This window comes from Erythrobacter sp. SN6-5 (assembly GCF_057364945.1).
Genome location: NZ_CP200282.1, coordinates 689,145 through 708,697, shown reverse-complemented (window position 1 = coordinate 708,697; position 19,553 = coordinate 689,145). Strand labels below are relative to the sequence as shown.

Below are 19,553 nucleotides of genomic sequence, written 5' to 3'. Positions count from 1 at the left end.
TTCTATTCTGCTGCGACCGAGGCGGCTTCTTCGCGCTCCGCTTCGAGAGCCTTTAGCGCGCGTGCATAATCCCTCGGCATTACCTTGACGAACTGGCTCAGCGATTGCTCCCAATTGCTAAGCAATTCGCCAGCCTTGGTGCTGCCTGTGTGCAATTGATGGCGTTCGATCAAAATCTTGAGCCGCTCTGCATCGTGGCGCAGCATGTCGCCCATACCGAAATCATGCACAGAGCTGGCGCGCTGCGCCGGGCGTCCGGTGCCGTCTTCGGCGTCAGGCTCTGCAGAGATTGGCAGCAGATCGACCTGCGCCTTGTTCACCAGGCTTTCGAACGTGCCATCCGGGTCATAGACGTAGGCCACGCCGCCGCTCATCCCAGCGGCAAAGTTACGGCCAGTCTTGCCCAGCACCACAACAACGCCGCCGGTCATATATTCGCAGGCGTGGTCCCCTGCGCCTTCGACCACGGCAATCGCGCCGGAATTGCGCACGGCAAAGCGCTCGCCACCGACACCGCCAAAGTAAGCCTCGCCCGCAATCGCGCCGTACAGCACGGTGTTACCGACGATGATGTTCTCGCTTGGGTCCCGGCTTGCCGCATCAGGCTGACGTACGATGATGCGCCCGCCTGATAGACCCTTACCCACGTAGTCATTGGCATCGCCCGACAGATCGAGCGTGACCCCATGGGCCAGCCATGCGCCAAAGCTTTGGCCTGCGACGCCGCTCAAATTGATGCGGATCGTCTCCGGCGGCAGGCCTTCATGACCATGTGTTGCCGCGATTTTGCCGGATAGCATCGCGCCAGCGGTGCGGTTCTTATTGGCGATCTCGTACGTCAATTGGACCGGCTTCTTCGCCTGAATCGCCTCAGTACAATCCGCGATCAGCGCATTGTCGAGCGCGCCGCTCAGGCCGTGATCCTGACCCTCGGTGTGCTGCAATGGCGCGCCTTCTGGCAGCTCAGGCATGTGCAGCAGGCGCGAGAGATCAATCCCGCTTGCCTTCCAATGGCGGTGCATCCGACTCATATCGAGACGGTCGGCGCGGCCAACCATTTTATCGACCGTGCGGAAGCCCATTTCGGCCATGATTTGGCGCAGCTCTTCAGCGACGAAGAACATGTAATTGACGACATGCTCTGGCTGGCCGGTGAAGCGCTTGCGCAGCTCTGGATCCTGCGTGGCGACGCCAACCGGGCAGGTATTGAGGTGGCACTTGCGCATCATGATACAGCCTGCCGCGATCAACGGGGCGGTGGCAAAGCCAAACTCGTCTGCGCCGAGCAAGGCCCCAATCGCGACGTCGCGTCCGGTGCGCAGGCCGCCGTCGACTTGCACGGCAATGCGGCTGCGCAGATCGTTGAGCAGCAGGGTCTGCTGAGTCTCGGCGAGGCCAATTTCCCACGGGCTGCTAGGCGTGCGTCAGGCTGGTCAGCGGCGATGCGCCAGTCCCGCCGTCATAGCCGGAGATGGTGACATGATCCGCGCGCGCTTTTGAAACGCCAGCGGCGACCGTGCCCACGCCCACTTCGGACACGAGCTTTACCGAGATGCGCGCCGATGGCTGCACGTTTTTCAAATCGTGGATCAGCTGAGCGAGGTCTTCGATCGAGTAAATATCGTGGTGCGGCGGTGGTGAGATCAGGCCAACGCCCGGTGTTGAGTGGCGCACCGCGCCGATCCGCTTGTCGACCTTGTGCCCGGGCAGCTGACCGCCTTCACCCGGCTTTGCGCCCTGCGCCATCTTGATCTGGATGTCGTCGGAGTTGGCGAGATATTCCGTTGTGACGCCAAACCGTCCCGAGGCCACCTGCTTGATCCGGCTGCGCATGGAATCGCCATTGTCCAGCGGCTTGAAACGGAACGGCTCCTCGCCGCCTTCGCCGGTGTTGGAGCGCCCGCCAATCCGGTTCATCGCGACCGCCAGGGTTGAATGCGCTTCGTGGCTGATCGAGCCAAAGCTCATCGCGCCGGTGCTAAAGCGTTTGACGATTTCCGATGCTGGCTCAACCTCGTCAAGCGGGATCGCCTCATCGGCTTTCTTGAATTCCATCAACCCGCGAATGGTCAGCAGGCGTTCGGATTGCTCGTTCACGCTCTTGGCAAATTCTTCGTAGTTCGACGGATTGTTGCCGCGCACGGCGTGCTGAAGATCGGCAACGTTCTTAGGCGTCCAGGCGTGCTCTTCCCCGCGCAGGCGGTATTGATAGATGCCGCCAACATCGAGCATGCTCTCATAGATCGGATTGTCACCGTAAGCCTGCGCGTGGCGGCGCACGCTTTCCTCGGCAACCTGCGCCAGATCGACGCCTTCGATGGTGGTCGCTGTGCCGGTGAAGTATTTCTCGACAAAGCTGGTCGACAGGCCAACCGCGTCAAAAATCTGCGCCCCGCAATAGGATTGATAGGTCGAGATGCCCATTTTGGACATGACCTTGCGGATGCCTTTGCCGATTGCCTTGATGTAATTTTGCTCAACCTCGCGCGGGTCCAGCTCCAGGTGCTTCTTGCGGCGAATATCCTCCAGCGTTTCGAACGCCATGTAGGGGTTGATCGCCTCTGCGCCGTATCCTGCGAGCACGCAGAAATGGTGCACTTCGCGCGCTTCGCCGGTTTCCACGACCAGGCCGGTCTGCATCCGCAGGCCCTGGCGCACCAGATGGTGATGCACCGCAGCAGTCGCTAGCAGGGCAGGCATGGGAATGCGGTCCGCATTCTGTGCGCGGTCTGACAGTACCAGAATATTATGGTCTTGCAGCACCGCCTCGGTCGCTGCCCAGCACATTTCCTTAATCGCCAGCTCAATGCCTTCGACGCCGGCCTCCGCATCCCAGGTCATATCGATCGTGGCGCAGCGGAATGCACCGTCCAGCGCATTTTCAACCGTGCGGATCTTGGCCAGATCATCATTGGTCAGGATCGGCTGTTCCACCTCCAGCCGCTTGTGCGTGCCAGCCTCTCGGCCAAGCAGGTTCGGGCGCGGGCCGATCATCGACAGCAGGCTCATCACCAGCTCTTCACGGATTGGGTCAATCGGCGGGTTGGTGACCTGCGCAAAGTTCTGTTTGAAATAATCGTAAAGCAGGCGCGACTTGTTGGACAGCACAGCAATCGGGGTGTCGGTGCCCATCGATCCCAGCGGATCATCGCCGTTCACCGCCATAGGCTCGAGGAAGCGCGAGATGTCTTCCTGAGTGTAGCCAAAGGCTTGCTGGCGTATCAGCAGTGAATTGCCATCCGCCTCATCGCGCTCAACCACTTCGGACAGCTCCGGTTCGATATCGGCGATATCTTCCAGCTTGAACTGAGCCTTTTTGAGCCAATCGGCATAGGGCTCTGCGCCCGCTAGATCAGCCTTCAGCTCGTCATCTTCGATGATGCGGCCCTGCTCCAGGTCGATCAGCAACATCTTGCCCGGTTGCAGGCGCCATTTGCGGGTGATGTCTTCCTCTGCGAAGGGCAAAACGCCGCTTTCGGAGGCGAGGCAGACGATGTCGTCTTTGGTGACACAGAAGCGCGCCGGGCGCAGGCCGTTGCGATCCAGCGTCGCGCCGATTTGGCGGCCATCGGTGAAGGCCACCGCTGCGGGGCCATCCCACGGCTCCATCAGCGCGGCGTGATATTCGTAGAACGCGCGCTGATCTGGATCCATCAGCTCATTCTTGGACCATGCCTCTGGGATCAGCATCATCATCGCATGGGCGAGGCTGTATCCGCCGGCGAGCAGCAGCTCGAGCGCATTGTCGAGGCAGGCGGTGTCGGATTGGCCGTGCGGGATGATTGGCCACATCTTATCAAGGTCAACGCCCAGCAGATCGCTTTCCATCGTGCGGCGGCGGGCGTTCATCCAGTTCACATTGCCGCGCACCGTGTTGATCTCGCCATTATGCGCGATCAGGCGGAACGGGTGGGCCAGGCGCCAGCTGGGGAAGGTGTTGGTCGAGAAGCGCTGGTGCACCAGACCGAGCGCAGAAACACAGGCCGGATCGCGCAGATCGTTGAAGAAGCTGCCAACCTGATCGCACAGCAGCAGGCCCTTATAGACGATGGTGCGGCTGGAAAAGCTGGGCAGATAAAGCTGGGTCAGGCCGGGCAGGTCATGCTTTTCAGCCAGTTTGGTGAGTGGATTTTGCACCTGCTTGCGAATCACCAGCAGCTTACGCTCAAACGCGTCTTGATCGGCGCAGTTTTCGCCGCGCGCGATCACCGCCTGTTGGATTACAGGCATCGAATCGATCACTGCTTTGCCCAGGCCATCAAGCGTGGTTGGGACATCGCGCCAGCCAACAAAACGCTGGCCTTCCTTGGCAGTGAATTTCTCAAATTGCTCGGTTACGAATGCGCGGGCCGCGGCGTCCTGAGGCATGAAGCACATCGCCACCGCATAATCGCCCGCTGCGGGCAGATCATAGCCAGCTTCTGCTGCCCAATTGCGGAACAAAGGGTCTGGAATCTGAAGCAAAATACCGGCGCCATCGCCCAGCAGAGGGTCTGCGCCCACGGCGCCGCGGTGGTCGATGCGGTTCAGAATTTCGAGCGATTGCTCAATGATGGAGTGGCTCTTTTCGCCTTTAATATGCGCGACCATGCCGACACCGCAGGCATCGTGTTCGTTTCGAGCGTCATAAAGGCCTTGGGCCGCGGGCTGTCCCATCGAAAAATCCATTCTGTCAGATCGCCGGCACTGGCGACAGGCCCGGTGGGCTTGTGGCTAGGCAGAAATGCACGCGGAATGACCCTCAAGGGGCGCGATCCGCATCGCTTGGGAGCCTTTTGCCGACAGAATCGAGATTTTGCAACCGCGAAGAACGTAGCATTCTTTCGCATAGCTATGCCTGAGCTTTAGCGCGATTGCGCACCGCTCAAGTAAGTGGGGGGTTTGTTGCGTTTTTGTTTAGCCTCAAGCGCTAGCTGTTCACATCCGTTCACTTGGCTTTCCTCGCTCATGCGACCCGAAGGTCGCGTCGCTGCGGGCGGGCACAAGCCCCTTGCAACGCCTGTGGCGTCGAACCAGCGCCCTCTATCTGGCTTGGTCGCGGAGCTCGGTCGGCGATCAGCGGACCGCAAGGCCCTTGTGGCCGCCCGCAGCAGCGCGGACTTGTCCGCAAGCTGCGAGGACATCGCGCGCCCGGATGGGCGTGCGTAAAACAAACTAAGCAGCGCCGCTGAGCTTCTGCAATTTCGCCAGAGCATCGCGCAATTCGCGCTCGGTCTGCTGAGCACGCTCAGAAAAGCCACTTGCGCCAAGGGCGGCCGTGCCCTCGAGGCTTGTTGATCCATCGGCCACCGCAGCGGCTGCTGGGATTTGCGCCATCTTGGCCTCGCCTTCGGTGAAGAGAGACAATGCGCGCAAGGCTTCGGCAAGAGCAGCATCGCGGCGCGGCTGAGCGCCTTCGCCGTGGATCGCCTGGTGCGCATGCAGCGCAGCGGCAAAGCGCTCCACCATCTGCATCAGGCTGAGCTCGTCCTTAGGGATCTGGCGCAGGCTATCGAGTGCGGCACCGCGCAGGAAATCTGGTGCGTCCTCGGGCAGGGGCGGCGCAGTTTCCAACGCTTGCTCGGGTTCTTGGACGTGCACTTCTGGCTCGGGAGCCTCGGTGTCGAGCACCAATTCATCCTCTGGCAGAACCTCGGCGATCATACCTAGATCGAGTGGCTCGTCGAGGGGCACGTCGGTTGATTCGTCTGCGAATTCTTCAGCTAGGGCTTCAACTTCTGCTTCGAATGACTCTTGCTCAAATTCTGGCTCGGTAAGCTCGTGCTCAAACTCTTCTGTCTCGATCAATTCTGCATTCTCGTCAGCGAGTTCGGCGGCAAAATCAGCTGTGAGTTCTGGATCAATCGGTGAATCGAGACTTTCACTGCCCAGCTCTGCGCTCGGATCAATCGGGCGTAGCTGGTCGTATTCGCTGTCTAGCCCGGCTGTGTTGCTAAAGCGGTGTGACGATGCCGAATTGCTCCAGACACGGGCAATCGCAAAGGCGATCAATCCGCCAAAGAGAGCCGCAAGCAGTGCGAGCACGATCCGGCCCGCGTCGCCCAAAACGGTCAACTGAGTGGTGTGCATGATGGCGGTGATGCTGGGTGCGGGCAGAATGGCGACTGTCAAACCTGCCAAGGCTGCGCCCCATCCAGCGAGTAGCGGTACAAACGCCTTATGCGCTGCGATCGAAGTCTTAGAGGCCCGCCGCTTTTTCGCAGGTCCAACCTTTGTGCGACCTTTGGATTTCAACCGCTCAAACAGGGATTGGCCCTCGCGGTGAGCATCCTCAGCCGCCAGCTCGGCGCGCTCACGCGCGGCTTCTCTCTTGCTGTGCAAATCTTCGCGAAAGCCCATTTTACCCATTCGCCCCAAGTTTATTCGCGCCCACGCCGTCCATGGCGTTTGGCATTGCTTCCCGTGTGGCTAGCAAGCTTTGGTAAACGTCCCGATAACGTTTGGCGTTTTGCGCCCAGTCGTGGCTGCGGCGAACATGCTCCAATCCGCGCATACGCACCCCGTCCCAGCGTTCGCGCGCGCTCAGCATATTGGCGAGCGCATCGGCGCAGGCGGCGGGATCGTCTGGCGGGAAGAGAAAGCCCGTTTCATTGTGTGTGATCAGCTCGCGGTGGCCGCCAACATCGGACGCGGCGACAATGCGTTGCTGCGCCATGGCCTCCAGCGGTTTCAGCGGAGTGACAAGATCAGTGAGGCGGCTGTGCTTGCGCGGATAGGCCAGCACATCGATTAGTGAATAGTAACGCTCAACCTCGGAATGCGGCACCCGCCCGGTGAAGATTACGGCATCGGGATCGGGCAGGTTTGCAGCCTGCTCGCGCCACTCAGCCTCCATTTCGCCTCCGCCCACCAGCAGCAGCCTGGTGCCCGGCTGCTGCTCTCGCAGGCGGGGCATGGCGGCGATCAGATCGTCCAGCCCCTCATAGGCATAGAAGCTGCCGATAAAGCCGATTACCGGCGTATCAGCTTCGATATTGAGCTTGCTCGCAAGCCGCTCATCGCGCGGCGGCGGATCGCCAAACATGGCCATATCCACGCCATTGCGCATAATCCCAAGCTTGCCCGGATTGATCCCGCGCCGCACCAGGTCACTGCGCAGCCCGTCGCAAATGGTGAAGACCGCATCGGCGCGGCGGACGATTTGTGTCTCCAGCGCGCGGGTCATGCGGTATTTGGTCGATCCCTCGCGCCCCGTGCCATTGCCAACCGCTGCGTCTTCCCAAAAGGCGCGGATTTCATAGACGAACGGGACATCAAGCGCGCGAGACGCACGCCACGCGGCACCCCCGCAGAGCGCCGGGGAATGGGCATGGATGATGTCGGGTCGCCAGTCCTTGGCGAGTTCCTGAATTGAGAGCGACAAATGCGTCATCTCGCGTATTTCATTGATCACCGGAGGGCCGCCAGCCATCCCAGTGCTGCGGTGAAAGGTCAGGCCATCGACCACTTCTGGATCGCTGAGAGCGCCGTCATCACTGTGGCGCAGGCCCGTGATCCCGCGCACTTCGATTCCCATCGCGACCTGAGCCTTTAGGATGGCGCGGGTGCGAAAGGTGTAGCCGGAATGCAGCGGCAGTGAATGGTCGAGAACGTGAAGGACGCGCATAATAAGGATGCTATGCCTGATTGTCCTTAACGGGACGTCAACTGCGTTTGGTTAGAGCGCCTGATATGCGGGTGATTGTGCCTGCCATAAATCATGCGGGAACCACGCGTAGAATGATCGATTATTTCGCCCTTGCACTCGGCCATGGCTTGCTAGCCATTGCGCTGCTGCGCTTGGTGTGGCGCGATGATCTGGACGTGGATCCGGCGATTGCGGACAATCAGGCGGCCGAGGAACAGCGGCGCAAAGACGCGCTGGCGGCCCGCAAACAGGCCGCGCGCGGTGAAACGCTCAATTCCATCCCGCCTGCACCAGATGAGACGGCGGCCTAATGCTCGATCTCATCTTCATCGCCTTTATCGGCTTTGTCCTGCTGCTTGGCCTTAGGCGCCCCTATTTGTGGGTGCTACTCTATGTCTATATCGACATTCTTGCGCCGCAGCGGATCGGCTATTCGATCATCACCTCAATTCCGGTGTCCTTCATCGCCTTTGGCGCGGCATTTGGCGGCTGGTTGCTGCTCGATCGTAAGGAGGGCGCGCGCTTCTCCCTGCGTCAGGCGTTGATGCTGGCGCTGCTAATCTATTGCTGGTGGACGACGCAAAACGCCGATTTCCCTGAGGCTGCGCAGACCAAATGGGAATGGGTGTGGAAGGCGTTACTGTTTGCGATCTTTATGCCGCTGACCATCACCACGCGATTACGGCTGGAGGCGCTAGCTCTGGTGATTGTCCTGTCGGTTGCGACCATTGTGATCGGCACGGGGATGAAAACCGTGCTGGGCGGCGGGGGCTATGAAAACCTCAATTTCTTCGTCGATGACAACAGTGGCCTTTACGAAAGCTCGACCTTGGCGACGGTTGCGATCGGCCTGATCCCGCTGATCTGGTGGCTTGTGCGGTTTGGCACGATCCTGCCCAAACATTGGTCGGCCAATGTATTTGCCGTGGCGCTCACCTTTGCCTCATTGCTGGTGCCGATCGGTACAGAAGCGCGCACCGGCCTGGTCTGTATCGCTGTGCTGGGCTTGCTGCTGCTGCGCTATGTCAAACGGCGCGTGCTGTTTATGGCTGCTGGCGGAGTGCTGGGCATTATCGCACTGCCGTTTCTGCCGCAAAGCTATTACGAGCGCATGGCCACTATCGCTCAACCGGGCGGGGATGAAAGCGCCTCTACCCGTGTGGCGGTGTGGACCTGGACTTATGAATACGCCTCGAAAAAGCCGTTTGGTGGCGGGTTTGATTCCTACCTCGGCAATTCCTTCACTTACGAACTGCCCGTGCGTGAGGCGGTCGGCAATACGACTTCGGTCGAATACCGCGATGTGACAGACGAGGCGCGCGCGTTCCACTCCTCAATCTTTGAGCTGCTGGGTGAACAAGGTTGGCCAGGCCTTGCGATCTGGCTGTGGCTGCAAGGGTTGGGCGTGTGGCAGATGGAGCGCATTCGCAGCCGCTGGAAAGACCAGACGAGCGAGCGAGAGGGATGGATTGCGCCCCTGGCCGTCGCTTTGCAACTGGCCAGCCTGATCTACCTAACTGGCGCGCTGTTCCAGGGGATCGCTTACCAGCCGATGTTCTATAAGCTGATTGGCCTGCAGATTGCCCTCTATTCCTATTGCCGCAGGCTTGATTCGAAACGTTTCAAGAATGGCCCGGAAAAGTCGGGTCATGTTGGTGCCAGCGCGCGTCGCAAAGCGCGCGGAAGTGGGCAAGCCGCGGCAGCTAGCGCCAATGCCGTAACGGCAAGTTGACGTTTACGGAAACCTCATTGCGCTTGAGCCTATGATGCGCCATTACTCCGCCTAAGCGCCGCGCCCAGATTCGGGCCAGAAGCGCGTAATTTTGGCAGGAGACACGATCATGACCCCCCAAGATCTGGCCGCAAAGGTCGGCGAAACTCTCGGCACCAGCGAATGGGCCGAAATGAGCCAGGAACGCATCAACCAGTTTGCTGACGCGACCGGCGACCACCAGTTCATTCACATCAACGAAGAAGCCGCCAAGATGACGCCGTTTGGCGGCACCATCGCGCATGGCTTTTTGACCTTGTCGATGATCCCGTACCTGTCCGCCAATTCTGACATGCCCAAGATTGAAGGCGTGAAGATGGGCGTGAACTATGGCGGCAACAAAACCCGCTTCATCGCTCCGGTCCGCTCTGGCAAGCGCATTCGCGGCCATTGGAAATTGACCGAAATGATCGAAAAGCGCCCGGGCCAATGGCAACAGACCTGCGAGATTACGATCGAGATCGAAGGCGAAGAAAAGCCCGCCCTGATCTGCGAGTGGATCACTCAGTTCTTCGTCTAAGGAAGCCGTGAGTCCCCGCGAAGGCGGGGTTCTCCCTCCGTGAAGCACTAACTCAAAGAGGTCTCTGCCGTCGCGGGGACTCATACATAAAAAAGGAATATCCCATGCGTGACGCAGTCATCGTCTCCACCGCCCGCACCCCAATTGGCCGGGCTTATAAGGGCGGCTTTAACGCCACCCCTGGCGCCACCCTTGGTGCCGCTTCATTCGCCCCAGCAGTAGAGCGTGCCGGCATCGATGCCGCTGAAATCGACGATGTTGTCTGGGGTGCAGTCCTTACCCAGGGCACGCAGGCGGGCAATATCGGCCGTCAGGTCGCTCTTCGCGGCGGCGCTCCGGTTTCCGTCGCGGCGCAGACCATCGATCGCCAGTGCTCTTCGGGCCTGATGGCGATCAGCACCGCAGCGAAGCAGATCGTGGTCGACAATATGGATATCGTCGTCGGCGGCGGTCAGGAATCGATCTCAATGGTCCAGACCCCGGAAATGCGCGTGCAGATGGATCCATCGCTGCTTGCCATGCATAAAGATGTCTACATGCCGATGCTGCAAACGGCGGAAACGGTTGCTGCACGCTATGGCATCAGCCGTGAAGCGCAGGATGAATATGCGCTGCAATCGCAGATGCGCACTGCGGCCGGTCAGGAAGCGGGCAAGTTCGACGACGAGATCGTCCCGGTGACCACCACTATGATGGTCAAGAACAAGGAAACCGGCGAAGTTTCGCAGCAGGAAGTGACGATCACCAAGGATGAAGGCAACCGCCCTTCGACGACGCTGGAGGGCCTTGCGGGCCTCAACCCGGTGATGGGTCCGGACAAGGTCATCACCGCCGGCAACGCTTCGCAGCTGTCTGATGGATCGTCGGCCAGCGTCCTGATGGAAGCCAAGCTCGCTGAGCAAAAGGGTCTCCAGCCGCTTGGTCGCTATGTCGGCATGGCGGTTGCGGGCACAGAACCAGACGAAATGGGCATTGGTCCGGTCTACGCCATTCCGAAGCTGCTCAAGCAAACCGGCATAAAGATGGAAGACGTTGGTCTGTGGGAGCTTAACGAAGCTTTTGCCGTCCAGGTTCTCTACTGCCGCGACAAGCTCGGCATTGATAACGACATCTTGAACGTCAACGGCGGCTCAATCTCGATCGGTCACCCATACGGCATGACCGGCGCACGCTGCACCGGACACGCCCTGATCGAAGGCAAGCGCCGCGGCGCGAAATATGTCGTCGTCACCATGTGCGTCGGCGGCGGCATGGGCGCAGCTGGTATGTTCGAGGTGTTTTGATTTGTGAGGCGGGGAGGCCATCCGGCTTCCCCGTTTCCTAGCCACCCGCGCCCTCCGCCCTTCCACCCGGATACTAACCCGGTGTGATAATCCGGGTGGAAGGGCGGAGGGCGCGGGTGGCTAGGCCCAAAGGCAAGATTGTGAGGCGGTGTGGGAGTGATCCTGCGCCGCCTTTTTCTTTCTGGGCATTTAGGGCTACACTCGTCCCATGGGCATAATGGAAATCATCGGGATTGCGGGAAGTGTCAGTCTGCTCAGCGGCTGGCGGCTCTATCTGTGCGTGTTTGCAACGGGTCTTGCGATGCGGCTCGATGCGATTCCAATCCCAGAGCATCTCGCCAGCCTGGGCGTACTCGAAAACCCATGGGTGATGGGCATTGCAGCGCTCGGCGCGCTGGCGGAGTTCTTCGCCGACAAGGTAATGTGGCTCGATAGCATTTGGGACACGGTGCACACTTTGGTGCGCCCGGTTGGCGGGGCCTTGCTGGCGCTGGCGATCGTTGATCCCTCGGACCCGGCGATGCAGGTGGTCGCGTTTTTGCTGGGGGGCGGAGCGAGTTTTCTGGCGCATGGCGGCAAAGCGAGTGCGCGCGCCGTGGTCAACACCTCGCCCGAGCCGGTCAGCAATGTGATGGCCTCCAGCGCAGAAGACGTCGCGACCGTGGGCCTGCTTTATGTCGCTTACGAATATCCACTGGTGGCGGGCGGAATTGCGCTGGTCCTGCTGGTGCTGGTGGTCCTGCTGCTGCTGTGGGCGCGGCGAGTGATCAAACGGCTGTTTTTCCGGACACCGAAGATTGAGGGTTAGAGGCGGCAATACCAAGTTACCGCCAACGACAGCTATTGGGGGGTTGGAGCAGACGTCATACCGTCAATCTATTCTATAGCCTTCAAGTCCTTTAAGTGGTGGTAGGCTAGCCAAGATCGAGTTGAGATCGTGTTTGACAACTTGGCCGCTCGGGCTCTCACAATGGCTTGGAAAAACGAAGCGGCCATTAGCTTCTTGAAAACTGCTCCCGTAAGAAATGAATGCCTGAGAAACTCCGTGAATCGAAATCGCACAATCTTTGGGGGTTAGAGCCAAGTCTGTCTCAGAATGTGTAGCAGGTCCATAAGCCGAAAGACTTTGTCGCAGGGTCTGATATTCGTCCTCGGAAAGTGGCTGGCGATCCAGTGATTCGATTTCCATCTCCGGTACGAGATCATTGGCCCAGGTCGCGGTAAATCTCTTCGAATAGATCATCCGGTCTGGCCTAATCTCGATAAAGACATTTGTTACGGCGAGGTTGTTACGAAGATTGCCTTGATCGTAATGGTCGCCACGAACCTCGATAAAGATGCGTTCGTCTTCGGTTATGGGTTTTGGAGGTTGCTCGTCACCATTTCCTAGATGACTCCGGATGTCCGGTTCAGTGGAGCATCCGATCAAAGAACTTCCTAGTAGTAGGAGAATGGAAAAGCCTGTTATCGAACTTCGCATAATGCGAACTAGATCACACTTCTGATATGTCCGCAAATGGGTCGGAAGCGGATCTCTGCATGAGGCGGAAGGCCCTACCCCGAATGCGCCGCCACAAACTCTTCCACGACCGGCGCGACCTTTGTCCGCCAGCGGCTGCCGTTGAAGATGCCGTAATGTCCGGCGCCCTCGGCCATGTAGTAGCGCTTCTTCTTCTCGGATAGGCCGGTCGCGAGCTTCAGCGCCGCCTTGGTCTGGCCGATCCCTGAAATGTCATCGCGTTCGCCTTCGATGGCTAGCAGGGCGGTGCCCGTAATCTGGGTTAGGTCGACCACCTCGCCCTTATGCTCAAACGTGCCGTTGGGGATCGAGTGCTTCTGGAACACTTCCTCGACCGTCTGGAGGTAAAACTCCGCCGTCATATCGCACACGGCGCGATATTCGTCGTAGAAATCCTTTGTCGCTTGCGCGCTCGCATCGTCGCCCGCGGTCAGATGTTTGAACATCTCGTAATGGCTCATCATGTGGCTTTGCAGGTTCATGCTCATGAAGGCGGACAGCTGCATAAAGCCGGGATAGACCTTACGCCCGGCGCCGCGATAATTCATCGGTACGGTGGTGATGACGGATTGACGGAACCATTCAATCGGGCGGTTCATCGCGTGATCGTTGACCGTAGTTGGGCTTTCGCGGGTATCGATTGGTCCACCCATCATGGTGAGCGTCGCGGGCGCGGCGGCTGATTTGTGCTGGTTGAGCAGCGCAGTGGCGGCAAAGGCTGGCACCGATGGCTGACACACCGCCAGCATATGCGGGCGCTGGCCTGGCTGCTGGCCCTCGATATATTCGAGGAACTCCATCAAATAGTCGATATAATCGTCGAGGTCGAAATTCCCCTCGTGCATGGGCACTGTCGCGGCATCGGCCCAATCGGTGATGTAGACCTCAAATTTTTGCAGCATCCGCTCCACTGTGCCGCGCAGCAGAGTTGCATAATGCCCGCTCATCGGGGCAACGATCAGCATTTTGGGGCGCTTTTTCGCCTTGGCATCATCAACGCCGTCCAAACGGAAGCGCTTGAGATCACCAAACGGACGATTGACCACCGTTGCCTCAATCACCGGATAGATTTTGCCATCGATGTCGATCTCGGTGATGCCAAAGGCAGGCTTTCCATAAGGCGCGGTGGCGTGGGCGAACACATCCAACGCATTGGCCGCCATTGAACCCACGCCAAACTTGCCCAGCGGATTGGCTGGATTGTTCAGGATAGATGCGCTGATCGATGCCAGCGAGCTGACCGAATTCATCCAGCTGCGCTGCAATTCATAGGCGTGGTAAAGCAAGTCGTTCCCCTGTTGTGGCTCTGCGCGAGTTCTGTCGCCGAGATCGCCGGGCCGTTCAGAACCCGTATCGAGCCAAAACCCGTATCAAGAAGGCGCCTCTTCGCCGGGCGCTTGGCGGGTATAGGTGGGCCTTTATGAACAATTGTGCAATGCACAATATTTTACGATTCCACCAGTTTTGGGCTGTTTCGGTGGGAATATGCGATTTTGCACGTGAAAACCCGCCGGTTTGTCCCTAGATGGGCGGTTCGATGGACGGGCATCTCACACAAGCAGACGATACGCCGCCGCAAAGGCGCGGACTGTTTGGTCGCGGGCGCAAGGCGCGCGGGGCCGAGGTGGAGGGTGCCGGTGAGACCACCGAAAAACCCGCAAAATCGCTGCGCCCGCTGCGGATGATCTATTCCGCGGCTGCGCAATACCCCACTCAGGTTGCGCTGGCGCTGATCGCATTACTGATCACAGCGGCGGCGACGTTGGCGATTCCATGGCGCTTCAAAGTGATCATTGATGAGGCATTTAGCGGCGGGGCTACCAGCGCGCAGATCAATTCTGCGTTTCAATATCTGCTGATGATTGTCGTCGTGCTGGGCATTGGCACGGCGCTCAGGTTCTACTTCGTTAGCTGGATCGGCGAGCGTGTGGTGGCCGATATTCGCCGTGCGGTTCAGCGCAATCTGCTGCGTCAGGCGCCCAGTTTTTACGAAACGAACAGCCCCAAGGAAATCTCCAGCCGGATGACGTCGGATACAGCGGTGATTGAGCAGGTTGTCGGCACGACTGTGTCGATCGCTTTGCGCAACACGCTGATGGCGATTGGCGGTACGGCGCTGTTGTTTTACCTGCAGCCGCAAATGACATTGGGCCTGATGCTGGTCATTCCGGCGGTGATCATCCCGATCACGGTGTTCGGTCGGCGGCTACGCAACGTGTCGCGCACCAGCCAGGATCGCGTGGCAGATGTTGGCGCGATGGTGACTGAAGTTCTGGCCGGAATGAAAATCGTGCAAAGCTTCAATCAGGAAGCGCGCGAGGCGGACCGTTTTGGCGAGGCGGTGGAGGCGACGTTCAACACCGCTAAGCGCCGGATCATGATCCGCGCAGCGATGACATCGGTCATCATCATGCTGATTTTCGGCGCGATCACTTTGTTGATGTGGCGCGGGGCGATTGCGGTTGGCGATGGCACCATATCGGGCGGCACGATCTTCGCCTTTGTGATCACTGGCGGCCTGGTAGCGGGCGCATTTGGCGCCCTGACAGAGGTGTATGGCGATCTACTGCGCGGGGCGGGCGCGGCGAGCCGACTCGCTGAATTGCTTGATGCAAAACCCACCATTTCCAGCCCAGAACGGGCGCAGGCGCTGCCCACGCCGCCGCGCGGCAATCTGTCGTTTCGCAATGTGACATTCCGCTATCCCAGCCGCCCGGAAGTCGCCGCGCTGCACGACTTCACGTTGGAGGTTGAGCCGGGCGAGACAGTCGCGATTGTTGGTCCATCAGGCGCGGGCAAGTCGACCATTTTCCAACTCGTTGAGCGGTTTTACGATCCGCAATCCGGCACCATCCGCCTGGACGGCATTCCTCTGACGAAAGCGGACCCGGCGGACCTGCGCGAACGCCTCGCACTCGTGCCGCAGGACGGCGTGCTGTTCAGCGGCAATGCCCGTGACAATCTGCGCTATGGACGCTGGGATGCCGATGACGAGGCGATCTGGGAGGCGGCGAGCGCTGCCAATGCTGTGGGGTTCCTGCGCGACCTACCGAAAGGGCTCGACACCGATCTGGGTGAAGGCGGAACGCAGCTGTCCGGCGGTCAGCAACAGCGTTTGGCGATTGCGCGTGCTCTTTTGAGAGATGCGCCGATCCTGCTCCTTGACGAGGCGACCAGCGCGCTTGATGCGGAAAGCGAACAATTGGTGCAGCAGGCGCTTGATCAGCTAATGACCGACCGCACGACGTTGGTCATTGCTCACCGGCTGGCGACTGTGCGCAAGGCGGACCGGATTATTGTGCTCGACGAAGGCAAGATTGCCGAACAAGGCACGCATGACGCCCTTGTAAAGGCAGGCGGGCTCTATGCCCGGCTCGCGAAGCTGCAATTTGCCAGCGATCAGGCCGCGTAGCTTTTGGGGCCTCGACCGTAGCCACCCGCCTCTCCACCAGGCCACCAATTCTGGTAGTTACCATTGGTGGCCGGTTGGGGAGGCGAGTGGCGTGGTTCAAAAACAACCTCTCCCACCACCAACTAATCGACCAATTGCGACTGCAATCGGACAAACGTCGACTCTACTGAGCTGCGCGGGTTAAAGAGGCTGGGGTGGAATTTAGAATAACGATAACCATGGGACTGGTAATATGATCAAACAGACAGCTCTTCTCAGCGCAGGGCTCGCCGCCCTGATGTGCGCCAATCCGGCACTCGCTGGCACCACGCATGATGCGAATGCGGATGCAGCTATTGAAACTCTTCTGGACGACACAGCTGCAGAAGGCGCGGCCGATGCGGCCCAAGAACCCGGCACCCCAACCATGAGCTTTGGCGCTTGGGGCGTTGATCCTCAGCTGATCTCCGCCGACGTTGATCCCGGCGATGACTTCTTCAAATACGTCAATCAAAAATGGCTTGATGCCAACCCTCTACCAGCTGAATTCAGCCGCTTTGGTGCGTTCAACCTGCTGCGCGAGAAAAGCACCAGTGATGTGAAGGCTTTGATCGACGAGCTGGTCGCGAAAGACCCGGCCACGCTCAGCAATGACGAGCAGCGGATTGTAAATGCGCACAACGCGTTCCTGGACACCGCAGCGATTGATGCGGCTGGCCTTGCCCCAGCGCAGCCCTATTTCAACAAGATCATCGCTGCGAGCACGTTGGATGATCTCGCGATGCTGTGGGCGACGCCAGGGTATTCATCGCCCATCGGCGGGTTTGTAAACGTCGATGCGAAACAGCCAGACCGCTATGTCGCCTATATCGGCATGGGCGGAATTGGCCTGCCAGACCGCGATTATTACACCGACACCAGCGAGAAAGGGCTTGAGACGATCAAGCTCTACAAGGATTATCTCACCTTCCTGTTTGGCGAGGCGGGCTATGCTGATCCTGCGGGCGCTACGGCTGCGGTCTATGCGTTTGAAGAACGGCTCGCGAAAGAAGTGCTGTGGGACCGCACCGTCAGCCGTAACCGTGACCTCACCTATAACGCTGTGACCAAGGAAGAAATGGCCGCGATGGCTGGCGACATTCCGGTGGGTGCGATCATGGATACAATCGGTCTGTCGAAATCGCCGATTTATGTCGTTGGCACCATCCCACCCAGCGAGGAGCGGATCAAGGAATTGGGCCTGGATGAGGCAACTGTCGCCAAGATTGGCAAAGGCCTGCCCGGCATGTTTGAAGTGCTGGCCGAAACCGATCTGGCGACATTGCAGGCCTGGACGATCAAGGAATTCCTTTCGAACAATTCCGCTGTCTTGCCGACCCGTTTCGACACGGCGCGCTTTGAATTTTTCGGCAAGAAACTGCGTGGTACGCCAGAGCAGCGCCCGCGGTGGAAGCGCGCGATTGATGCCACTGAGGGCGCCTTGGGCGAACTTGTCGGCAAGAGCTATGTTGAGCGCTATTTTCCAGCTGAAAACAAAGCCGCGATGGACGAACTGGTCGCCAATCTGCGCCTCGCTATGGCGCAATCCATCGAAGAGATCGATTGGATGGGTGCGGAAACCAAGGTCGAGGCCAAGGCGAAACTCGACAGTTTCGATCCCAAGATCGGCTACCGTGACAATCTGGAGACCTATCCCGGTCTTGAGATTACCGCCGACAATCCGCTGGAAAATACGATTGCCGCCGGGGCTTGGAATCTGGCAGACAATATCTCCAAACTGGGCGGGCCGATTGATCGGACCGAGTGGTTTATGACGCCGCAAACGGTCAATGCCTATTACAACCCGACCAAGAACGAGATCGTTTTTCCCGCCGCCATCCTGCAACAGCCATTCTTTGGCGTGAGCGCTGATATTGCGGTCAATTACGGCGCGATCGGCGGGGTGATCGGACATGAGATTGGTCATGGTTTCGACGATCAGGGATCCAAGTCCGACGGTACCGGAAAACTGCGCAATTGGTGGACCGATGAAGACCGCGCGGCCTTTGATGAGCGCGGTGATGCGCTCGTCGCGCAATACAGTTCGTTCTGCCCGTTTGACGAAGGCGAAACCTGTGTGAACGGCCGCCTGACGCTGGGTGAGAACATCGGCGATGTTGGCGGGCTGTCGCTTGCTTACCGCGCCTATAAGATTGCCACGGCAGGCAAAGACGTGCCTGTGATCGACGGCTTCACCGGCGATCAGCGGTTCTTCCTGGCTTGGGCGCAGGTCTGGCGCTCGGCTCAGCGCGAGGAAAATTATCGCCTGCGTCTGCGCACCGGCGCGCACAGCCCAGAGGAATATCGGGTGAACGGCGTCGTGCGCAATCTGGATGCCTGGTACGAAGCCTTTGGCGTGACCGAAGACGATGCGATGTACATCCCGCGAGAAGAACGCGTGAAAATCTGGTAATTGAGCGCGCGCTAAAACGTGTAGTTTGAGCTGAAACGGGCTGCCTTCGGGCAGCCCGCAAGGCTGGCTTGGTTCTAGACCCGAAATCCAACAAAAAAATTGACTTGGCACCGCCGCATGCCAAGGCAGTGACGTCATGACATTCCTGCAATTGCTTCTCATCGCGGTCGTCCAAGGGATCACGGAATTCCTGCCGATTTCCTCGTCAGGCCATTTGATCCTGATCCCCTATTTGACCGATTTTTCTGACCAGGGCCCGCTGATCGATGTGGCGGTGCATGTTGGGTCTCTGCTCGCGATTATCGTCTATTTCTTCAAGGATGTGGTCGTGCTTGCACGCGGCGGCTTTGCATCGGTTGGCATTGGGCAAGCACCGTCAGAGCGCAAATTGTTCTGGTGGATTGTGCTCGGCACGATTCCGGCGGTGGTGTTTGGCCTGTCGATCAAGATGGGCCTGTTCAATGGCTTTGCGGAAAGCGTGTTTGGCATCACCATCATTGATGATGATCTGATGTCGTCGATCCGCTTCACCGATTTGATCGCGGTCAATCTGATTTTCTATGGCATCCTGCTGGGCATCGCGGATTATTTCGGGCGCGATCATAAGAGCTTTGAGGATATGACCTGGCGTGACGGCTTGATCGTCGGCCTGGCTCAGGCGTTGGCGATTATTCCCGGTACAAGCCGTTCTGGCGTCACGATGACGGCGGCCCGCGCGCTGGGATACAGCCGGGTTGAGTCGGCGCGTTTTTCGTTTCTCTTGTCGATCCCGGCGGTGGCCGGTGCAGGTGTACTGATCGTACCAGAGATTTTTGAGGCAGGCGGCGAACTTGCATTTGAAGCGCTGATAGCGGGAGTGTTGACGTTTGTCGCGGCGTTCCTGACGATGGCGTTCCTGATGAACTTCCTCAAGAAAGCATCGATGCTGGTTTTCGTGCTTTACCGCGTGGCGATGGGCGCCGCCTTGCTGATTATTTTCTAAACCGCGTG

Annotated in this window: 12 protein-coding genes and 1 pseudogene; 8 read left to right on the top strand and 5 right to left on the bottom strand. The window is 59.0% G+C overall.

Annotated elements, in window-relative coordinates; translation table 11 throughout:
- Window positions 1-2: 2 nt before the first annotated feature.
- The 3 genes and pseudogenes from gltB to AC0V6Z_RS03430 all read right to left on the bottom strand — a co-directional run bounded on the left by gltB (window position 3) and on the right by AC0V6Z_RS03430 (window position 7,609).
- Window positions 3-4,656: pseudogene (gene gltB, locus AC0V6Z_RS03440) on the bottom strand (glutamate synthase large subunit).
- 498 nt (window positions 4,657-5,154) lie between these two features.
- Window positions 5,155-6,339, bottom strand: coding sequence for a hypothetical protein (locus AC0V6Z_RS03435; RefSeq protein WP_472639999.1), 1,185 nt, complete (start codon window positions 6,337-6,339; stop codon window positions 5,155-5,157).
- A gap of 1 nt (window position 6,340) precedes the next feature.
- Window positions 6,341-7,609: a TIGR04063 family PEP-CTERM/XrtA system glycosyltransferase gene (locus AC0V6Z_RS03430; RefSeq protein ID WP_472640834.1), complete on the bottom strand. Its 1,269-nt coding sequence runs from the start codon at window positions 7,607-7,609 to the stop codon at window positions 6,341-6,343.
- A 110-nt stretch (window positions 7,610-7,719) separates the two neighbouring features.
- On the opposite strand from AC0V6Z_RS03430, the gene AC0V6Z_RS03425 reads away from it, so the two are divergent.
- The 5 genes from AC0V6Z_RS03425 (at window position 7,720) to AC0V6Z_RS03405 (ending at window position 12,009) form a co-directional block, all read left to right on the top strand.
- Window positions 7,720-7,938: a hypothetical protein gene (locus tag AC0V6Z_RS03425; protein WP_472639998.1), complete on the top strand. Its 219-nt coding sequence runs from the start codon at window positions 7,720-7,722 to the stop codon at window positions 7,936-7,938.
- Entirely contained in the window at window positions 7,938-9,359 is a 1,422-nt protein-coding gene (locus tag AC0V6Z_RS03420) for a putative O-glycosylation ligase, exosortase A system-associated (protein WP_472639997.1), read from the top strand. Before AC0V6Z_RS03425 ends, AC0V6Z_RS03420 begins: the two co-directional genes overlap by 1 nt.
- Before the next feature lie 109 nt (window positions 9,360-9,468).
- Window positions 9,469-9,918: a MaoC family dehydratase gene (locus AC0V6Z_RS03415; protein ID WP_472639996.1), complete on the top strand. Its 450-nt coding sequence runs from the start codon at window positions 9,469-9,471 to the stop codon at window positions 9,916-9,918.
- 104 nt (window positions 9,919-10,022) lie between these two features.
- Window positions 10,023-11,201 (top strand): acetyl-CoA C-acyltransferase, encoded by a 1,179-nt coding sequence (locus AC0V6Z_RS03410; RefSeq protein ID WP_472639995.1) that lies wholly within the window; start codon window positions 10,023-10,025, stop codon window positions 11,199-11,201.
- 208 nt (window positions 11,202-11,409) lie between these two features.
- Window positions 11,410-12,009, top strand: a complete 600-nt coding sequence (locus AC0V6Z_RS03405; protein WP_472639994.1) for a DUF4126 domain-containing protein — start codon at window positions 11,410-11,412, stop codon at window positions 12,007-12,009.
- A 63-nt stretch (window positions 12,010-12,072) separates the two neighbouring features.
- Here AC0V6Z_RS03405 and AC0V6Z_RS03400 read toward each other — a convergent pair whose 3' ends face one another.
- Together AC0V6Z_RS03400 and AC0V6Z_RS03395 are read right to left on the bottom strand one after the other, a co-directional pair.
- Complete coding sequence (locus tag AC0V6Z_RS03400) at window positions 12,073-12,630, bottom strand: hypothetical protein (protein ID WP_472639993.1); 558 nt, start codon at window positions 12,628-12,630, stop codon at window positions 12,073-12,075.
- Between the two features lie 125 nt (window positions 12,631-12,755).
- Complete coding sequence (locus AC0V6Z_RS03395; RefSeq protein WP_472639992.1) at window positions 12,756-14,006, bottom strand: polyhydroxyalkanoate depolymerase; 1,251 nt, start codon at window positions 14,004-14,006, stop codon at window positions 12,756-12,758.
- A gap of 395 nt (window positions 14,007-14,401) precedes the next feature.
- Here AC0V6Z_RS03395 and AC0V6Z_RS03390 point away from each other — a divergent pair, with 395 nt between their 5' ends.
- The 3 genes from AC0V6Z_RS03390 (at window position 14,402) to AC0V6Z_RS03380 (ending at window position 19,545) form a co-directional block, all read left to right on the top strand.
- Window positions 14,402-16,132 carry an ABC transporter transmembrane domain-containing protein gene (locus AC0V6Z_RS03390; RefSeq protein ID WP_472640833.1) on the top strand — a complete coding sequence of 577 codons (1,731 nt, stop codon included), beginning with the start codon at window positions 14,402-14,404 and terminating at the stop codon, window positions 16,130-16,132.
- 232 nt (window positions 16,133-16,364) lie between these two features.
- Window positions 16,365-18,563: a M13 family metallopeptidase gene (locus AC0V6Z_RS03385; RefSeq protein WP_472639991.1), complete on the top strand. Its 2,199-nt coding sequence runs from the start codon at window positions 16,365-16,367 to the stop codon at window positions 18,561-18,563.
- 136 nt (window positions 18,564-18,699) lie between these two features.
- Window positions 18,700-19,545 (top strand): undecaprenyl-diphosphate phosphatase, encoded by an 846-nt coding sequence (locus tag AC0V6Z_RS03380; protein WP_472639990.1) that lies wholly within the window; start codon window positions 18,700-18,702, stop codon window positions 19,543-19,545.
- Window positions 19,546-19,553 lie beyond the last annotated feature (8 nt).